The organism is Marinobacter salinexigens (assembly GCF_008370345.1).
Taxonomy (GTDB): domain Bacteria; phylum Pseudomonadota; class Gammaproteobacteria; order Pseudomonadales; family Oleiphilaceae; genus Marinobacter; species Marinobacter salinexigens.
Window position 1 is genome coordinate 1 of the sequence record NZ_VTUU01000013.1, and the last position, 16,761, is coordinate 16,761.

General features: G+C 52.9%; 15 protein-coding genes. 7 read left to right on the plus strand and 8 right to left on the minus strand.

What is annotated here, in order from left to right; all coding sequences use genetic code 11:
* Positions 1–208: 208 nt before the first annotated feature.
* Positions 209–1,084, minus strand: a complete 876-nt coding sequence (locus tag FWJ25_RS17500; protein WP_149601559.1) for a PhzF family phenazine biosynthesis protein — start codon at positions 1,082–1,084, stop codon at positions 209–211.
* Positions 1,085–1,202: 118 nt separating this feature from the next.
* Between FWJ25_RS17500 and FWJ25_RS17505 the strand changes: the two genes are divergently transcribed.
* The 6 genes from FWJ25_RS17505 (at position 1,203) to ccoG (ending at position 9,100) form a co-directional block, all read left to right on the plus strand.
* Entirely contained in the window at positions 1,203–2,090 is an 888-nt protein-coding gene (locus FWJ25_RS17505; RefSeq protein WP_149601560.1) for a LysR substrate-binding domain-containing protein, read from the plus strand.
* A 269-nt stretch (positions 2,091–2,359) separates the two neighbouring features.
* Positions 2,360–3,763 (plus strand): aminotransferase-like domain-containing protein, encoded by a 1,404-nt coding sequence (locus tag FWJ25_RS17510; protein WP_149601561.1) that lies wholly within the window; start codon positions 2,360–2,362, stop codon positions 3,761–3,763.
* 109 nt (positions 3,764–3,872) lie between these two features.
* Positions 3,873–5,555, plus strand: coding sequence for a nitrite/sulfite reductase (locus FWJ25_RS17515; protein ID WP_149601562.1), 1,683 nt, complete (start codon positions 3,873–3,875; stop codon positions 5,553–5,555).
* Positions 5,552–6,094, plus strand: a complete 543-nt coding sequence (locus tag FWJ25_RS17520) for a DUF934 domain-containing protein (protein WP_149601563.1) — start codon at positions 5,552–5,554, stop codon at positions 6,092–6,094. Before FWJ25_RS17515 ends, FWJ25_RS17520 begins: the two co-directional genes overlap by 4 nt.
* Before the next feature lie 2 nt (positions 6,095–6,096).
* Positions 6,097–7,608, plus strand: a complete 1,512-nt coding sequence (locus FWJ25_RS17525) for an MFS transporter (RefSeq protein WP_188093659.1) — start codon at positions 6,097–6,099, stop codon at positions 7,606–7,608.
* Positions 7,609–7,717: 109 nt separating this feature from the next.
* Positions 7,718–9,100, plus strand: coding sequence for a cytochrome c oxidase accessory protein CcoG (gene ccoG / locus FWJ25_RS17530; RefSeq protein WP_149601565.1), 1,383 nt, complete (start codon positions 7,718–7,720; stop codon positions 9,098–9,100).
* A gap of 78 nt (positions 9,101–9,178) precedes the next feature.
* Here the strand turns inward: ccoG and FWJ25_RS17535 are convergent, their stop codons facing one another.
* The 7 genes from FWJ25_RS17535 to FWJ25_RS17565 are packed head-to-tail and all read right to left on the minus strand — an operon-like array spanning position 9,179 to position 15,004.
* Positions 9,179–10,468: an MSMEG_0569 family flavin-dependent oxidoreductase gene (locus FWJ25_RS17535; RefSeq protein WP_149601566.1), complete on the minus strand. Its 1,290-nt coding sequence runs from the start codon at positions 10,466–10,468 to the stop codon at positions 9,179–9,181.
* Between the two features lie 36 nt (positions 10,469–10,504).
* Complete coding sequence (locus FWJ25_RS17540) at positions 10,505–10,789, minus strand: MSMEG_0570 family nitrogen starvation response protein (RefSeq protein ID WP_149601567.1); 285 nt, start codon at positions 10,787–10,789, stop codon at positions 10,505–10,507.
* A 3-nt stretch (positions 10,790–10,792) separates the two neighbouring features.
* A complete protein-coding gene (locus FWJ25_RS17545; RefSeq protein WP_149601568.1) occupies positions 10,793–11,791 on the minus strand; it encodes a sll0787 family AIR synthase-like protein in 999 nt (332 codons plus the stop codon).
* Between the two features lie 2 nt (positions 11,792–11,793).
* Positions 11,794–12,420: an MSMEG_0567/Sll0786 family nitrogen starvation N-acetyltransferase gene (locus tag FWJ25_RS17550; RefSeq protein ID WP_149601569.1), complete on the minus strand. Its 627-nt coding sequence runs from the start codon at positions 12,418–12,420 to the stop codon at positions 11,794–11,796.
* 20 nt (positions 12,421–12,440) lie between these two features.
* Positions 12,441–13,535: an MSMEG_0568 family radical SAM protein gene (locus FWJ25_RS17555; protein WP_188093660.1), complete on the minus strand. Its 1,095-nt coding sequence runs from the start codon at positions 13,533–13,535 to the stop codon at positions 12,441–12,443.
* Positions 13,498–14,505, minus strand: coding sequence for a Nit6803 family nitrilase (locus FWJ25_RS17560; protein ID WP_149601570.1), 1,008 nt, complete (start codon positions 14,503–14,505; stop codon positions 13,498–13,500). The genes FWJ25_RS17555 and FWJ25_RS17560 overlap by 38 nt, the downstream gene beginning before the upstream one ends.
* A gap of 16 nt (positions 14,506–14,521) precedes the next feature.
* On the minus strand, positions 14,522–15,004 hold the full coding sequence (locus tag FWJ25_RS17565) for an MSMEG_0572/Sll0783 family nitrogen starvation response protein (protein ID WP_149601571.1): 483 nt from the start codon (positions 15,002–15,004) through the stop codon (positions 14,522–14,524).
* A gap of 352 nt (positions 15,005–15,356) precedes the next feature.
* On the opposite strand from FWJ25_RS17565, the gene FWJ25_RS17570 reads away from it, so the two are divergent.
* On the plus strand, positions 15,357–16,754 hold the full coding sequence (locus FWJ25_RS17570; RefSeq protein ID WP_149601572.1) for an aminotransferase-like domain-containing protein: 1,398 nt from the start codon (positions 15,357–15,359) through the stop codon (positions 16,752–16,754).
* The last annotated feature ends 7 nt before the right edge of the window (positions 16,755–16,761 follow it).

Below are 16,761 nucleotides of genomic sequence, written 5' to 3' on the forward strand. Positions count from 1 at the left end.
GTAGGTCATCTCGCCCTTTTCAACCTGACCTACCACCGCCAATTTAAAGGCCAGCGAATAATCCCGCTGACTCCTGCGCCTCTTCGTATTCATAACACCCTCCATAATCTTCAGTCGGAAGGTGTAAACCTTATTCAGGACGGGTCAGCAGACAAAAAAAGGGCGGTCATGGTGACCGCCCTTTTTCGGTGTGCTCGCCTCTAAATCATCACAAGACAACTTCAACAATGTCTCTGATCGTGCCACGACCACCTGCGAACAGGTTTTCAATTCTGTTGTCGGTTCCAATGGTCAGCCTTACGTTGATGACGCTTGGTGAAGGTGCGGCCATCCAGCTCCCCTGTTCGATGTTGAATTCCTGCTGTTGCATACCCAGTTGTTCTCGCAGATAGCATGCAAGCGGACCTGCAGCCATTCCCGTCGCAGACTCCTCCAGGATGCCGTATCGGGGCGCAAACATCCGGGCCCCTGCGTCTCTGCCTGCGCCAACGCCATCGAGGGAGAACACGTAGAACCCGATTAGATCCAGAGCTTCGCTGAGTTTCTCGATGAGGCTGAAATCCGGCTCAAGATCTTTAAGTGTTTCGCTGTCGCGAATGCCCAGAACCACAAAGCTGTTTCCGGTATTAACCAGCATCGGTTCTGCACCCTTGATCAGATCCCCGGCAGTAATTCCAAGGGAGAGCAGGGCGGTCTGAAAATCCTTCTCGTCCAGCGACTCGAAGCGAGGACCTTTCTGTTCCATATAGGCGGCTTCGCCCTCCATGTTAACTGTTCGCAGGCCATCTATGGTCTCCTTCGACGACCGATCATTCGCTAACAGACCTTTTTTCCTCAGAAAGCTGAAGGTTGCGATGGTCGCGTGGCCGCAATGTGCGATTTGCTGAGTTGGAGTGAAGAATTCCAGCTTTATGTCTGCTGAATCAGACGGGGAGACAAAAGCCGTTTCCGAAAGTCCGACCGCAGTGGCGATCTGCTGCTTTTCCGTAGCGCTGAATCGCTCGGCGTGCAGAACCACACCGGCGGGGTTGCCACCTGAATCGCCGTCGACAAAGGCACTGATGATTGGGACTTGAATTTTCATGATGCGTGTTCCTTCAGTGGATTTAGTCACTGAATGTTTTCAATGAACGGTTCGGATAACAAACGGGTAAAACTGGTATATGCTTAATTAAAACTTAACCGTAAGTAGAGTTGAGCCAATGCAGAAACTACCTCCGCTAAGGGCATTGCAGGCATTTCGCTACGCTGCCAGGGAACTGAGTTTCAAATCGGCAGCTGAGGCTCTGAATATTTCGCAGGCGGCCGTTAGCACCCATATTCGCGGTCTTGAGGAGTTTCTTGGTTTAAAACTTTTTGTCCGGCTGACCCGCGAAGTGAAATTAACCCATGAAGGCCGGGCACTCTCCGGCTATGTGGAATCCGGTTTTCAAGAGCTGGAAAGAGGCATTGCCCTGTTTTCACCAGACACAGACCCCGGACGTTTAACCGTAACCACAGTGCCATCCTTTGCGAGTCGATGGCTGGTTCCTCGAATTGACTCTTTCCAGAGCGCCCATCCGGATATACAGCTGAGCCTACAGGCCACACTCCAGTTGGTTAATTTTCAGGGAGACGGTGTCGACCTTGCGATTCGTTTCGGCGCCGGAAATTACCCCGGTCTAGAATGCAGGCCCTTGCTTGAGGAAAGGCTTCTACCGGTATGCCACAGCAGGCTTGTTAGATCTGATCCCATGACCCCTGAGAGCCTGGTCCGACTCCCGTGGCTGATCGATGAGTCGATGGATATGGAACGCTCCTGGCTGGAGTTCCAGGAGAAGCTCGGTATTAAAATACCGGAGAGTGCAATAGCTCTCCGGGTTACTGAGGGAACAACACTTGTGGAGGCCGTTCTCGCTGGAAGAGGGATTGCCCTGATGCGTTATAGCCTTGTGTCTGATCTCCTGAAATCGGGGTTACTTCTTAGCCCGGTCGATGTATCGGTACCCGCAGAGTATCAATATTACCTCGTTGCACCGGAGGCCAAGTTCCGTACCGATAAAGTTCGCGCTTTCGTTTCCTGGATTAACGGCGAAGTGCGTTCGGGGTAAATTAGTCAGAGAGCCAGCTCAGCCTGGTGGGTGATTCCGCTCTATGGGATCTGTTAAAAGGTCTTAAGGAATGGAAGAAGCTCGCTCCGGCAATCTGAGCAACAGCAATTGGGATGTACGCCGGTACTCACTCTGGCAGAGGAATAAATTCTTCGTCATCGCCAGGGATCAGTGGGAATCGATGTGCTTTCCAGTTCGTCCTGCGTTTGCATTCCCGATGAGATCAGGTGTAAAAAAGCAGCTCCAAATAGGTACAGATGTAGCGCAAAATGGCAGATGAATACCGTTATCAGCAGCTCGAAAACTGGTTATTGCAGGGCATTCTTGATCAACGCTGGCGATTGGGCGAGCGCCTGCCATCAATCAGGGCATTGTGCAGTGAGATGGATCTTTCGAAGGCGACGGTACAACACGCCCTACAAAGGCTGGAGGCACAAGGGCTGATTGAGGCCCGTCCGAAAGCCGGATACTTTGTATTGCTGCAACCGGACGGGGTGAAGAAGCCGGTGAGTCGTGCCCGCATTGAAGCGCCGCGCCCCGTCAATGTAAGCGATCTGCTGCTCGACATAATGGGGCGTAGCGCAGCATTCGATTTACTGCCAGATCTACGTAGCGGAGACCTGCCTCCAGGCATTGTAACGTTGAACCGTTCAATAGGCCGGGCTCTCCGACGACAAAAGGGGGACGACTACCAATATTATGATAAGCCCGCAGGGGATATCGGCTTAAGGGAACAACTGGCTTTACATCATGCCCGTCGTGGCTGGACGGCTTCTCCAGAGCAGCTTTGTGTTACGTCTGGCTGCCAACATGCGTTGTTTTTAGCGTTAATGGCGACCTGTGAACGGGGCGATGTTGTGGCCGTAGAGTCTCCTGGATTTTATGGTGTATTGCAGCTTCTTGAGCAGCTAGGCCTGCGAGTGGTGGAAGTGCCGACCTCTATTGAAACCGGAATGGACATGAATGCTCTTGAAGAAGTTCTTGAGCGCTGGAAGGTAAGAGCTTGCGTTGTATCACCTTCGTTTTCTACCCCGGGCGGTGCGTTGATGCCGGAGCCAGAAAAGAAGCGCCTTCTGGCTTTGGCTGAGCGCCATGATTTGGCGGTTATTGAAGACGACATATACGCGGATACTGCGTTGGGCCGCGCTCCTGATCCACTCAAGGCACTGGATATGGATGGCCGGGTTATCTTATGTAGTTCCTTCTCGAAATGTCTGTCCAGGGATCTACGGCTTGGATGGATTTCGGGGGCCCGTTGGCATGACAGAATCCTGCATCTGAAGCTGGTAACTCAATTGGCCAGTAGTCGCTACCTCCAACAAGGAGTGGCTGACTATATGGCCGATGGCAGCTTTTCATCCCACTTACGGAGACAACGTCACGAACTGAGAGCTAACAGGGACAAGCTGATTGCTTTGCTGCATACCTGGCCCGGTGAAGTTCGCGTAAGCACTCCGAAGGGCGGGTTGGCCGTTTGGGTCGAACTGCCGAATGACGTGAATACACTGTCGTCGTACATGTCGGGCCTAGAGCGCGGGATCATTATTACACCGGGCCCCCTGTTTTCAGTATCTGGTCAATTTGAAAATTGCTTGCGAATCAGTTTCGCTCACCCCTGGAATACTTCGCGAATCGAAGGTCTTGGGCGACTTCAGGATTTATTACTCAGCTAGCAGAAACTCAAGCCTGTCCCTATAGAAATTAATTTTATTGGGCCTGCACTCTGGCTAGTGTCGTCGTTAGCCTTGTTCCCTGAAAACCTATATCAGGGAGTAATTCGAGGTGTACAACTACGATAGCTATGATCGTGCGCTGGTACAGGCACGGGTTCATCAGTTCCGGGATCAGGTATCCCGTCGCGTAAATGGCGAGCTGAGTGAAGAAGAGTTCCTTCCATTACGTTTGCAGAACGGTGTTTATCTTCAACGGCACGCCTATATGCTGCGTGTGGCCATACCATACGGAACCTTGTCTTCTGATCAGCTTCGAACGCTGGCGTTAATTGCTGATGAGTACGACAGGGGGTACGGCCATTTCAGTACTCGACAAAATATCCAATTCAACTGGATAGAGCTTGAGCAGGTCCCGGATATACTCCAGCGGCTTGCCGACAATGATATGCACGCCATTCAGACTTCAGGAAACTGTGTCCGCAATATCACTACAGAGGCATTTGCAGGCGTTGCGGAGGACGAGCTCATAGACCCGCGGCCCCTTGCTGAAATCATGCGTCAATGGTCGACTGTGAATCCGGAGTTCCTGTTCCTGCCCCGTAAATTCAAGATTGCGATCTCTTCGTCGGAGTCCGATCGGGCAGCTGTGCGCTCTCATGATATTGGGCTCTACCTCTATTCTGGTGATTCGGGCGAGATGTTCCTTCGCGTGATGGTTGGTGGTGGTCTCGGAAGGACGCCAATCCTCAATGAAATCGTTCGTGAGGCGTTACCCTGGCAGCACCTCCTGACTTATGTCGAGGCGATACTCCGGGTGTATAACCGACATGGCCGCCGCGACAACAAATACAAAGCCAGAATCAAGATCTTGGTGCGGGCGCTCGGAGTTGAGGCCTTTGCCGAAGAGGTTGAACGGGAATGGGAGCAAATTCGAGACGGAGCGGCGGAACTTACCAAAGAAGAGTATTTCCGCGTAGCTCGGGATTTTTCCGCCCCGGATTACGAAAAAGTTGATGCGGTGGACATGGACTTTGGCGCCTGGTTGGCAAGAGATTCCGGCTTTGCAATCTGGGTGCAGAACAATACCCAAGCCCATAAAGTTAAGGGCTATGTCTCGGTAGTGCTTTCCACCAAACCTGGAGCCAGCGCTCCACCGGGAGACGTAACCGGAGACCAAATGCGGTCAGTCGCAGAGTTGGCAGATCACTATGGTTTTGGTGAAATTCGCGTTGCGCATGAGCAAAACCTCGTTTTACCCGATATAAGAAAGACAGATCTTTATTCCCTTTGGAGAAAGCTTCAGGAACTGAACCTTGCGACTCCCAATATCGGCCTGCTCACAGACGTAATTGCGTGCCCCGGTGGTGATTACTGTTCCCTGGCCAATACTCGTTCACTGCCGGTCGCCCGCGATATCCAGCAGCGCTTCGATGATCTGGACTTCCTACATGACCTGGGGGCCCTGAGCCTGAACATCTCCGGCTGTATGAATGCTTGTGGACATCACCATATCGGTAATATTGGGATTCTCGGTGTCAGCAAAAATGGCGAAGAGTTTTTCCAGATTACGATTGGAGGGGCTCAGGGTGAGGATAGTTCGCTGGGTAAAGTGATTGGCCCTGCATTTAAGGTCGAAGAAGTTCCTGATGCAATTGACCGTCTTCTAAGCACCTACCTTCGTTACCGTGAACTGGATGAACCCTTTGTAGAAACCGTTCGCCGTTTAGGAATCGGTCCATTCAAGGATGAGGTTTATCGCAAGCTCCAGAACCATAAGGAGTTGGCGCAATGAACAATATCATCGGCTTGGTCAATGGGGGAGGTGTTTATCTTGCGGACGACCAATGGACCTTTGTAGATGACGAGGTGTGGGTTACTAAGAGTCGGCCCATGATTCTACCGTTGGATCAATGGCAGAAGCTTGATGAATCCGGAACTGGCGTTCGATCAATACATGGTGTGTGGCTCGGTCCGGACGATGACCCTGCGGTACTTGGACCGATATCAGGTGAGCTCCCAATCATTGCGCTGCAATTCCCGAGCTTTCGTGATGGGCGTGCCTACAGTCAGGCCAATCTTTTGCGTACCCGCTATGGGTTTAAAGGCGACCTGAGGGCTATCGGTGATGTACTTAGAGACCAACTCGCGCTTATGCGCCACTGTGGGTTCACGTCATTTGCAATTCGTGCAGACAAATGTGTTTCGGATGCCCTCAAAGGTTTCGATGGGTACGACATGATTTATGCGCGGTCCGCAACCACGCCCGAGCCTTTGTATCGCCGCTACAACCGTGGGCACCAACTCGCCACCCCTACGGAAGAAGAAAGATAACTATGAGAGATAGGCAGCTTGTGTTGATTACCGCATCCTTGGGATGCGCGTTAACGATATTTGATACCAACCTGGTTGGAGTTATTCTGCCCAGCCTTGTCAACGATCTAGGTGCTGATTATGCGCAAATGACCTGGGTACAAAGCAGTTTCCTGCTCAGTTTTGCGTCTTTGTTGATGGCGGCAGGAGCACTATCTGACCGGTTTGGTCGGCGTAGGGTATTTGTATATGGATTATATCTGTTTGGACTTTCAGCTCTGGCGTGCAGTCTGGCTCCAGCGATGAGTGTGCTTATTGCTGCCCGGGCTGTTCAGGGTGTTGGAGCAGCGTTTCTGCTGGCACCTGCTCTGGCCATCATTGGCCATACCTTTCGTGACCCAGAGGATTCTATAAAGGCTTGGGCTATGTGGGGAAGCTTGATGGGCCTGACAATGGTGACCGCACCATTGATTAGCAGTCTCGCGGGCGATCTATTTGGATGGCGTTCGGCATTTTTGAGCATGGTTGTTATCTGCGGGGCACTTGTTGTCGTCGTTCCTAAAGTGATCCAGGAAACCCGTGGCGATATTAAAGGGTCTTTCGACTGGGTCGGAGCTTTCGCTTTCTGTCTTACCATGTTCGCATGGACCTGGACCCTGATCAGCGGATCTGAAAACGGTTGGGTCGATCCCCAGACACTGATGGTCGCAGTCTTCGGATGTATAGCGACTGTAGCTTTTGTCAGAGTAGAAAGCGGTAAAGAAAGACCTATGCTGGATCTGAATTTATTTCGTTCAGGTCGTTTTGTTGGAGCCATCATCGCCATGTTGGGATACGCAGGCACGGCTCAGGTTATGGCAGCGCTGTTGCCCCTTTATCTGCAGAGAGGTATGGGTGTTTCTTTCTTATGGACAGGCCTTGCGCTTCTTCCGTTCTCTGTCGCGATGTTTCTTTTGCCATCGTTAGCGCGCAGATTGTCAGGACGTTTGGACTCGGCCTGGCTTCTCGGCTCAGGGCTCCTTGTTATCGGTGCCGGTAATTTCTGGCTTTCCTTAGCTGCTTCGATGGGAAATCCTGTTTGGAGCTTTATCGGCATGGGGATATTGGGGGTCGGCGGTGGATTGATCAACGGCGAAACTCAGAAAGCAATACTCGGATCGCTGCCCGTAGCCAGACAGGGAATGGGGTCTGGTATCAGTACAACTGCGCGCTTTTTTGGCGTGTTGGTTGGGTTTACAGGTCTCTCTACGGTGATGGCCGTCGGGGTAAGACGCCAGTTACAGGAATCGTCGTGCGGCCCCGGCACGTTCGACTGCACCCAGCTGGATGAGGTTTTTCAGAGTGTGATAACTGGTCAGGGCAGCGAAATCACTGCGCAGATGTCGGTTTCTCCTGTGACTGTCTATCTCAACGGGTTTGCTGATCTGTTCCTGTGTGCCGGAGCAATCGCGGTGGCCGCTGCTCTGCTGTGTGTCGGACTCTCTTCGCGCGAGCGCTCTACATCAGTTGAGCCTGCTCCGGCTGAAGAAATATAGATGGCCATCTGACCCTACTGACTTTAATTTAATTGGGCCTGCACCTATTGCGGGCTAAGGATTACTCTCCCGGGCATACCAATTATCCAATTGCCGGGGAGAGTTTCCGATGAGCAATACCATTCCTGTACGCAACCTTGCCGCGGGTGCAGACGCTAATGGCAAGATCCATACGCGCAAGTTTCAGGGCGTTTTCCGAAGACTGCGAATCATCGGCGGGAGCCTTCTGTTTACTCTTTTTTTTGGCACCGCATGGTTGTCGTGGGGAGACAGGCAGGCTGTGTTGTGGGATTTGTCTGATAAGAAATTCCACGTTTTTGGCAGCACTTTCTGGCCCCAGGACCTGGTCCTTTTGTCTGCTATCCTGATGATTTGCGCATTTGGCCTGTTTTTCATAACCGTGGTTGCCGGCCGGGTATGGTGCGGATATACCTGCCCACAAAGTGTCTGGATGTGGGTATTCATGTGGGCTGAAAGGGTGGCAGAAGGCGACCGCAATCAGCGCAAAAAGCTGGATCAGGCGTCTTTTTCAGTATCAAAGCTCTATAAGAGGGTGGTCAAACACGGGTTATGGCTGGCAATCAGCCTGGCGACAGCTCTGACTTTCGTCGGTTACTTTACCCCGATCAGGGAACTGCTTCCTGACCTTGTAACCCTGCAGGCGAGCGGTATGACTGCGTTCTGGGTGTTCTTTTTCACAGCAGCCACCTATCTCAATGCTGGTTGGCTTCGAGAAAAAGTGTGTGTACACATGTGCCCGTATGGTCGATTTCAGTCTTCGATGCTGGATAAGGATTCCCTGGTCATCAGTTACGATGCAGCGAGGGGAGAGAGCCGAGGTGCGCGCAAGGCTGGCTCTGATTATCAGTCTGAAGGACTGGGTGATTGCATTGATTGCCAGATGTGCGTTCAGGTTTGTCCAACCGGTATTGATATTCGGGATGGCCTGCAGATGGAATGCATCGGATGTGCAGCGTGTATTGATGCCTGCGATTCCATCATGGACAAAATGGGTTATCCAAAAGGCCTGATCCGTTATACCAGTGAGAGGGAACTTGAGGGCGGGCCACTGCGGATTATTCGGCCCAGATTCCTTGGGTACGGCGCATTCCTGGTCGCCTGCATCGCCACGCTTTTCTGGGCCATTATGGCCCGGCCGATGGTCGAGTTCGATGTGGTCAAAGACAGAGGGCTGTTCCGTTTCAATGCCCAGGGGAATGTTGAAAACAGCTACACCCTTAAAGTGCTGAACAAGAGCCAGGAGAGCAAGGCATTCCAGCTGAGTGTAAGCGGCATGAACGATCTTAGCCTGATCGGACATACCTATATCACCGTTGGGGCAGGAGAGCGTTTTGAAATGCCTGTATCGGTAGCTGCCGAGCCTGCAGGGCTTGATGGAGGCGTGGCTGATATAGCGTTTCACTTGAACTCCGCCAACGAAGGTGGCGAAAGTCTGGTGACATCCAGTCGCTTTACAGGCCAGCCAAACTAAAAGATCAGGGCGTTTATCTACGGAGAAAGGGGCAGAAGATTCTTCATCTGCCCCTTTTTTGTACGCAGTGTGGTTAGATCAGGACGCAAGTGCTTCTTCGTTCTTTGCGGGCTGGTGGTTTTTAGCAAACGCCGCAATGTGGCTAGCCAGGTATTCTGCATCCTGACGGACTCCGGAGAAACGTCCGGATCCCCAAGTATGCAGCCATGGCAGTCCGATGAAATACAGGCCAGCCTGATGGGTGACACCGCGGATGTGCTGGGGGTGACCCTGTCCGTTGAACACCGGCGCATCCAGCCAGGCAAAGTCAGGCCGGAATCCGATGCACCAAACGATACTGGTGATACCGCTTTCGGCGAGATTCAGTTCTGTACGCTCTCGCTCTGGTGCCCAATCCGGTGTATATACCGAAGGCCCTTCTATAGTGTCGATACCCTGTTTCTCGATCCAGGCATCAATGCGGGCATTGATGTTGTTGAGGGTTGCGTCAGCTTTATCAAGCTTTGCTTCCAGATCCGGCAAGAAAGTAAGGTTTTCACCGTCGTAGTCGGTCATAAGACCAAAGAGCTCCATGCCTTCTTTGGCGAACTTTCGAAGATCAATATCGCGTCCACCATCCCGGCCAGTCACGTAGTGATTGGTGTTGCTACGTACATTTTTTCCAAGCGGATGGTCACTTACAGACATTTGGTAATACCCCATGTCATCGAGCCATTCGACAACGTCTTTACCACGGTAAAAACGTGATACCCGGGGGGCATCGCCGGTTGCGAGGTATACTTTGCGTCCGGCAAGGTGGAGGTCTTCTGCGATCTGAGCGCCAGACTGTCCGGAACCAACAACCAGCACAGCACCTTCTGGCAGCTGCCCTGCATTCTTGTATTGCGCAGAGTGCATCTGGAGTACTGACTCAGGTAACCGCTCAGCCATGCGGGGTATCACCGGAATATGGTAGCCGCCTGAAGCCACAACAACCTGGTCTGCTGTGTATTCACCGTCTGAGGTAGAAACACGATACAGGCCATCAGCATCGGTTCTTACAGCGTTGACAGACACGCCTTCACGAAGGGGCGCATCCAGCTTTGCAACAAACCGTTCCAGATAGCCAATAGTTTCCTGGCGGGTCATGAAACCGTGGGGATCATCCCCGTCATATGGGTGGCCTGGCAAGTCGCATTGCCAGTTAGGAGTAACCAGAGTGAACGAATCCCAGCGCTCGTTTTTCCAGCCATGGACGGCGGTGTTCTTTTCGAAAACCAGATGATCAAACCCCATTTTCTTGAGGTAGTAGCTCATGGACAGGCCAGCCTGTCCCCCGCCAATAACGAGTACAGGGTAGTGTGATATACCAGAAGAGTTGCTAGTCATAGTGTTGTTCCTTTTCGTTGTGCAATCGGATGAGCGTCAGGACACGCTTACTATTTCGATTCGTGGGTTGTCGGCACTGTCGAACTGTGCCGCTTTGGATTTGATGGTGGACAATTGATCCATGGCACTGGAGCAGAAATATCCAAATTTTTTTTCTACTCGGCCGCTAGCCTCGTTGAGTGCAGTTTCTGCCGTTTCCAGGAACTGGGCGAGAGGCATACTCTGGCCGGAACTGAAGTGCTCGCGGACAACTGTTGAGGGCGAATAGCAGCTGTCTTCTGAGCCATCGGGCCATCGAATACAAAAATTGATAGCAGGCATTCTTTAGTCCTCAAATGTCATTTTTTCGGCTGAAGGTTGGCGGTGAAGTCCCGTCAACGAAGAGGTATCGAGATCCCAGAAGAGCTGTTCTTTTTGCCCTTGTGAGACCCACAGTTGGTTGGTGTCTGTGATCTCACCAATTGCAGCGGCGCTGATATTCCGTTTATGAAAGCGGTCAAGCAGTGCTGGTAGTGAAGCGGCGTCTGTCGTCAGGATGTAGCCAAAGCTAGGGAAGGCGCAGAGCCAGTCATCCCAGCTGACGCCAGAAGGTTTGGGTATGTTGTCCAGAGAGATGGCAGCCCCTACAGCCGAGCTTTCGAGCAGCATCAGGGTCGTTCCCAGGAGACCCGCCTGGCTGATGTCTTTTGCTGCGGCGGCCAGGTGCTGGTCTGCTATTTCGGGCAATAGCGCGATATCGGCCCTTAGCTGTTCTGGGGTCGCAGTGGTGGCAGCATTCCAGTTTAGGTATGGCTTTCGGAAGGCTCCGCGTAAATCGATGGCCGCGACAAGAATCTGGCCCGGCTGTGCGTTGAAGGCGGATAAAAGATTCCGGCTCCGGCCAAGAATCCCGACAGCCAACTGTGGTTGATTGGCCCTGAGATTCGTATGGCCACCTACAATGGACACCCCGAAGGTTTCGGCTGCTGCTGTCATGCCCTCCAGAATGAGACGGGCATTGTCGCTGTCATGATTCCACAATGCATTCACGACGGCCTGAGGGTGTCCGCCCATGGCTGCGATGTCACTGATATTGACCATTACGCCGCACCAGCCTGCGAACCAGGGGTCGGATTCTACAAAGTCGTTGATAAAGCCTTCCATGGCAAGCAGGGAATACCCTTCGGCGTCCGGAATGGCAGCTGCATCATCCCCGTTCGGGTGCCAACCCTTGGGCAGGGGCCGAAGCCCGGGGGCCAGTTGGTTTATATCCTGTTTCTGTGAAATTCCGGCATATTGACGGACGTGTCTCAGCGTATGTTCAAGACTGCAGGTACGGTTCATGATTAAACTCCCTGCAAAGCAGTGCGTTGACGAGCACCTGCCAACGGGTTCGCTATTAACATACCGGTCAACTGAGGGGCGAGTTCTGTAGCTTCATGGCGCTGTTTGGCCCTGAGTACGAAGCCGCTGAACGGAGTGTGGCACGGCGGATAGAAGGTAAGACCTGCCTCCATGGAGACATGGGGGCGACCGTAAATCGTTTTTTTGGCAAGGGTGTGCCAGTGGAGGCGCCGAAAAAGTTCTTCGTTTTGTGCCTGTACCGTTGCCAGGAAAGATTGGCACCCCAGCGCGTGGGCGCTGGACACAGCCAGTTTGATCAGTGTCGACCCGATATTGCCATGGGCTCGGTACGATGGATCGACTGCCAGTCTTGAACCATACCAAAGCCCGGGGTTTTCCTCGTGGATGCGCACAGTACCGACAACCCGTTCATGCCACCCACCGTATCCGCCCAGAGCGACAAGTAATTGGGCAGTCTGATCCTTCTGGTCCAGATCATCGCCTTCGAACAGGGACTGCTCGTCGCAGAAGACCCGCTTTCGCAGCGCGTAGGCTTCATCCTTTTCCCAATCCAGACTGGCCCATTTGATGGTGTATTCGGAGTAGTCAGGTTGATGGCTTGAGTTCATCGTAATCACTCCCTTGTGCCTTAGTGCTCGTATTTTGAGAGCGTTGAACATGCACCACAGCGGCCGCAGCCCGCCTTGATATCGCTCGACAGCAACCTTGCGGCACGCAAACGCTTTCCAAGAGGTGCGAGAATGGATTCCATGAACTGGCTGCTTGGCGGTGGAATATCCTCAAGAGGGGTTCCGGAAATCGGTACGAAAGGCACCACGAAGGGGTAGACGCCGATAGCGATGAGCTCTTCGCTGATCGCGAGAATTGATTCCTGGCTATCCCCCAGGCCCGCGAGGATGTAGGTGCTAACCTGTCCTCGCCCAAATACCTTTACCGCTTCTCTGAAGGCATCCATGTATTCCTCAATCGATACTTCGGATTTTCCCGGCATCAGGTTTTTCCGTCGTTCGGGAGTAACCACTTCAAGGTGCATTCCCAGTGTGTCAACACCTGAATCTTTGAGTTTCTGGTACCAGATGGGGTCCCGGGGAGGCTCGCATTGGGCCTGAATCGGTATGTCTACTGCGCTGCGCACCGCCGCTGCGCTATCGCACAGTACGGCAGCACCGCGATCACTTGTTGCGGGTGTACCGGTAGTCATCACCATGTGCTTTACGCCATCCAGCTCCACCGCCGCCCGGGCTACTTCCGCCAGTTGTTCCGGGGATTTATGGGCAACAGTACGGCCGGCCTGCAGGGACTGGCCAATCGAACAGAACTTGCAGGCTTTGCGACGGCTCTCATAGCGAATACAGGTTTGCAGAACCGTTGTCGCGAGTACGTCTTTGCTATGCAGGGTGGCGATATGGGAATAGGGAATACCATCAGACGTTTCCAGATCATAAAATCGCGGGGTATTTGAAAATGTAATGTCGGTGATGGGAATCTGATCCCGTAGAAGCCTGTGCCCTTCATCCGCTGATTCTATGCTGAACGGTGAATTCCACGCAGATTGGGTATAGATGGGTACCATCACCGTTGTACCGTCCACAGTGATGGCCTGATGGTCGGAAGGTCCGGCTCCGCCTCGACGACTTACATGGTCACCAGCCGCCCCCTGCATTCTGAGACCTCGGGTTTGTAGCTCAGTAATCAATTGATTCGATGGTTTTGCCAGGCTCATCATCGGCTCCTTGGAATCGTTCGGGTTCAGCTGTTTGAGATAGCGCATGGCTATAGCGGGCAGGTTTGTCGTTGATCGCAAGGCTGAGCAATTCCGGGCGCGCATAGTGTCCGACGGAATCCATCATCCTCTTGCGTTTGGTGATCAGGGCAAAGTCCAGATCTGCTATCACCAGGCCTTCACCAGACCTCATAGGCTCAGCCAGATGCTTTCCTTCCGGTGAAATAATGGCGGTGTTGCAGCCATCCCGAAGGGCTTTCTGTAGCTTTTCGTCTGGAGTAATTGATTCGATCTGATCGTCCGTTAACCATCCTGTTGCGTTGACGACGAAGCAGCCGGACTCAAGTGCATGGTGGCGTATGGTTGCTTCGATCTGGTCTGCGAATACAGGGCCTACGAGAGAGCCTGGGAACTGGCTACAGTGAATCTGCTCGTGCTGGGTCATCAGTGCATATCGAGCCAGCGGGTTGTAGTGCTCCCAGCAGGCGAGTGCACCAACCTTTCCTGCAGCGGTATCCACCACTTTCAGGCCAGATGCATCTCCCTGACCCCAGATCATTCGTTCATGGTAGGTGGGAGTGATCTTCCTGCGCTTCAGAGCGAGCTTGCCGTCCGCATCGAAAATGACCTGGGTGTTATAGAGGGAGCCGTTATCGCGTTCGTTTACACCGAGAACAACAACCATCTTGCAGGCCCGCGCTCTTTCCGAAACAGCATCCGTGATCGGACCCGGGACCGTAACCGCTTCCTCATATAAACGGAGATGTTCCGGCCCACAGGCCACTGCCGGGTATACGAAAGAGAAGTATGGGTAGTAGGGCACAAAGGTTTCCGGGAAGACGATAAGTTCAACTCCCTTTGCTGCTGCCTCATCGATTGCATCCAGAACCCGGGCCAAAGTGCCGGCGGCACTTTCCAGGTCTGGCGCAATCTGGACAGCAGCGGCCCTTACAGTTTTAGGCTGTGTCATGACCGCTGCGCTCCTTTTATACCGTCCAGGTATCGATGATCACTGCGTTGTCGCGGACGTGAAGAAGCTTCAGGTCAAGTACGTCAAGCGGATTGATCGGGCGGATACCTTCAATCAGGGAGGGTTCGCCGTGCCCATAAAGGGCTTGCAGAGCGAAGCGGCAGGCGTAGACTTTCCCGCCCTCAGCCATGAACTTTTTGAGCTGGTTATTGAAGTTGAGGTGGCCAGGGAACGCTTCGTCGCCGATGGTTGGGAAGCCTCGCTGGAGGCCCAGGGTTACGCCGGGGCCGTATAGCAGAATGGATGTTTCATAGCCTTTCCGTTGTAGGCGCGTGGCCTGCAACATGTTTACGAAACCGATGGAACCTTCAAAAGCGACCGTATGGAAAGTCACCAGTGCCTTTTCTCCGGGTTCAGCTTTAACGTCCTCGAATACTTTCTCTTCATAGTCGACGAAAAAATCACCGTTTTTATGCAGTTCTTGAGTTACTTTGGGCATCTGGTTGCTCCTTAATTGTTTCAGGTATCGAGTGGCCCCTTTACGAAAAATTTCGCAGGGCACGAAGCTGAAGGAGCAACCGGTATGCCAATTGATATGACTTAAAAAGCAATCAATATGCAATCAATCAACTCGCTCTAATCGAAAAACAATCAAAATTTATTTAACCTCTCGTTGCTTGCCCTGTAGGAGTTCATTCACGGTTTGTCGGGATAGGGGTGTTTTGCCCTATGATCGTGCGGCTTGAAGCAAAATGGTGCGATCAGAACGTAGCTATCCACTTCGGGAAGCAATCTTTTGGTGGCAGTGATACGATCAATTTCTATGAATTGAATGAGGGACAGGCAGAGGCATGAATACCTTTGAATTGGAGCGCTGGGCGAAACGACTGGCAAGCGACCGGGGAAAGCCAGCATATCGGCTCATTTCTGATTTGATCGCCGAAGACATCGATAGCGGTCGTCTCCAGCCCCGCGACAAATTGCCCACTCTTCGGGATCTGGCAACGGCTGTAGGCATCAACTACACCACCGCTGCCAGGGCTTATAACGAAGCCAAAAGACGAGGTCTTATTGACTCGCATCCAGGTTCAGGGACTTTTGTTAAAGGACGGGCTGCAAAGGTTCGTCTGTCCGGTGGCTATGAAATGACAATGAACCTGACGGTCGAGCCATCAATCCCGACTCTTGTCGAGCAGATGCGCGAAAGCGCCATCGGCGTGCTCGCACAACGGGATATTTATTCACTCCTACGATACCAGGCATTTGGTGGCGGCCAGCGGGACAAGGAAGCGGCTCTTCAATGGCTCGACAGGCGTTTGCTTGATGCGCGTTTGGAAAATGTCCTTGTGTGCCCCGGTATCCATAGTGCGCTTCTCGGATTGCTCACCCAATTGGTTGCGCCAGGGCAGGTGATTTGTGTGGAGAGCCTGGCCTATCCCGGCATTAAAGCTATAGCCGCCCAACTGGGGATTACGCTGCATTCGCTTGAGCGTGATGCGGATGGCCCACTGGTGACGCCGTTTGAGGAAATATGTAAACAAGGGCAGGTTGCAGCGCTCTATCTGAACCCGACAATCCAAAATCCGACCACGACAACGATCCCGCAGGGGCGACGCGAAGCGCTTGCTGATGTTGCACTCCGATACAGCATTCCGATTATTGAGGATGATGCGTACACGCTGTTGAGTGATGAGCCCGTTGTGGCGATGGCAGATTTGGCGCCAGAGCTTACCTACTACATTACGGGTACATCCAAATGCCTTGGCCCGGGATTTCGCTCAGCTTTCCTGCATGCGCCAGGCAAACGTCAGGCGCAAAGGGCTTCGGGTGCCATGAGGGCCCTCTCTGTGATGTCGAGCCCAATAACTGACGCATTTGTGACTCAGTGGATCCTGGACGGCACTGCAGACGCAGTTATTCGGGCTGTTCGCACCGAAGCTATTGCACGGTTGAAGTTGGCTGAGCAGTATCTTGGCCGCAATCGGATGGCATCAGCCGAAGGCGCTTTTCATATGTGGTTGAAGATCCCTAAGGCCTCAAACTGGAACCCATCAGAGCTCGCCGTAGATTTGCGAGGGCACGGCGTCAGTGCTGTTGCTAGCGCGGCATTTTCAACTGACAACAATCCGCCTGATGCGTTGCGGATCTGCTTTGGTGGCCCCATCAGCCGTGATGACTGGGAGGAAGGTTTGCAACAGGTATCGGAGTTGATCAATCAGCCGGCCCACCTGTCGTCAATGGCTCGCTAGAAAAGCA

Excerpts from the sequence above, each read along its gene's own strand:
- FWJ25_RS17500 (WP_149601559.1), bottom strand. The coding sequence starts at position 1,084 with ATGAAAATTCAAGTCCCAATCATCAGTGCCTTTGTCGACGGCGATTCA.
- FWJ25_RS17505 (WP_149601560.1), top strand. The coding sequence starts at position 1,203 with ATGCAGAAACTACCTCCGCTAAGGGCATTGCAGGCATTTCGCTACGCT.
- FWJ25_RS17510 (WP_149601561.1), top strand. The coding sequence starts at position 2,360 with ATGGCAGATGAATACCGTTATCAGCAGCTCGAAAACTGGTTATTGCAG.
- FWJ25_RS17520 (WP_149601563.1), top strand. The coding sequence starts at position 5,552 with ATGAACAATATCATCGGCTTGGTCAATGGGGGAGGTGTTTATCTTGCG.
- FWJ25_RS17525 (WP_188093659.1), top strand. The coding sequence starts at position 6,097 with ATGAGAGATAGGCAGCTTGTGTTGATTACCGCATCCTTGGGATGCGCG.
- ccoG (WP_149601565.1), top strand. The coding sequence starts at position 7,718 with ATGAGCAATACCATTCCTGTACGCAACCTTGCCGCGGGTGCAGACGCT.
- FWJ25_RS17535 (WP_149601566.1), bottom strand. The coding sequence starts at position 10,468 with ATGACTAGCAACTCTTCTGGTATATCACACTACCCTGTACTCGTTATT.
- FWJ25_RS17540 (WP_149601567.1), bottom strand. The coding sequence starts at position 10,789 with ATGCCTGCTATCAATTTTTGTATTCGATGGCCCGATGGCTCAGAAGAC.
- FWJ25_RS17545 (WP_149601568.1), bottom strand. The coding sequence starts at position 11,791 with ATGAACCGTACCTGCAGTCTTGAACATACGCTGAGACACGTCCGTCAA.
- FWJ25_RS17550 (WP_149601569.1), bottom strand. The coding sequence starts at position 12,420 with ATGAACTCAAGCCATCAACCTGACTACTCCGAATACACCATCAAATGG.
- FWJ25_RS17555 (WP_188093660.1), bottom strand. The coding sequence starts at position 13,535 with ATGAGCCTGGCAAAACCATCGAATCAATTGATTACTGAGCTACAAACC.
- FWJ25_RS17560 (WP_149601570.1), bottom strand. The coding sequence starts at position 14,505 with ATGACACAGCCTAAAACTGTAAGGGCCGCTGCTGTCCAGATTGCGCCA.
- FWJ25_RS17565 (WP_149601571.1), bottom strand. The coding sequence starts at position 15,004 with ATGCCCAAAGTAACTCAAGAACTGCATAAAAACGGTGATTTTTTCGTC.
- FWJ25_RS17570 (WP_149601572.1), top strand. The coding sequence starts at position 15,357 with ATGAATACCTTTGAATTGGAGCGCTGGGCGAAACGACTGGCAAGCGAC.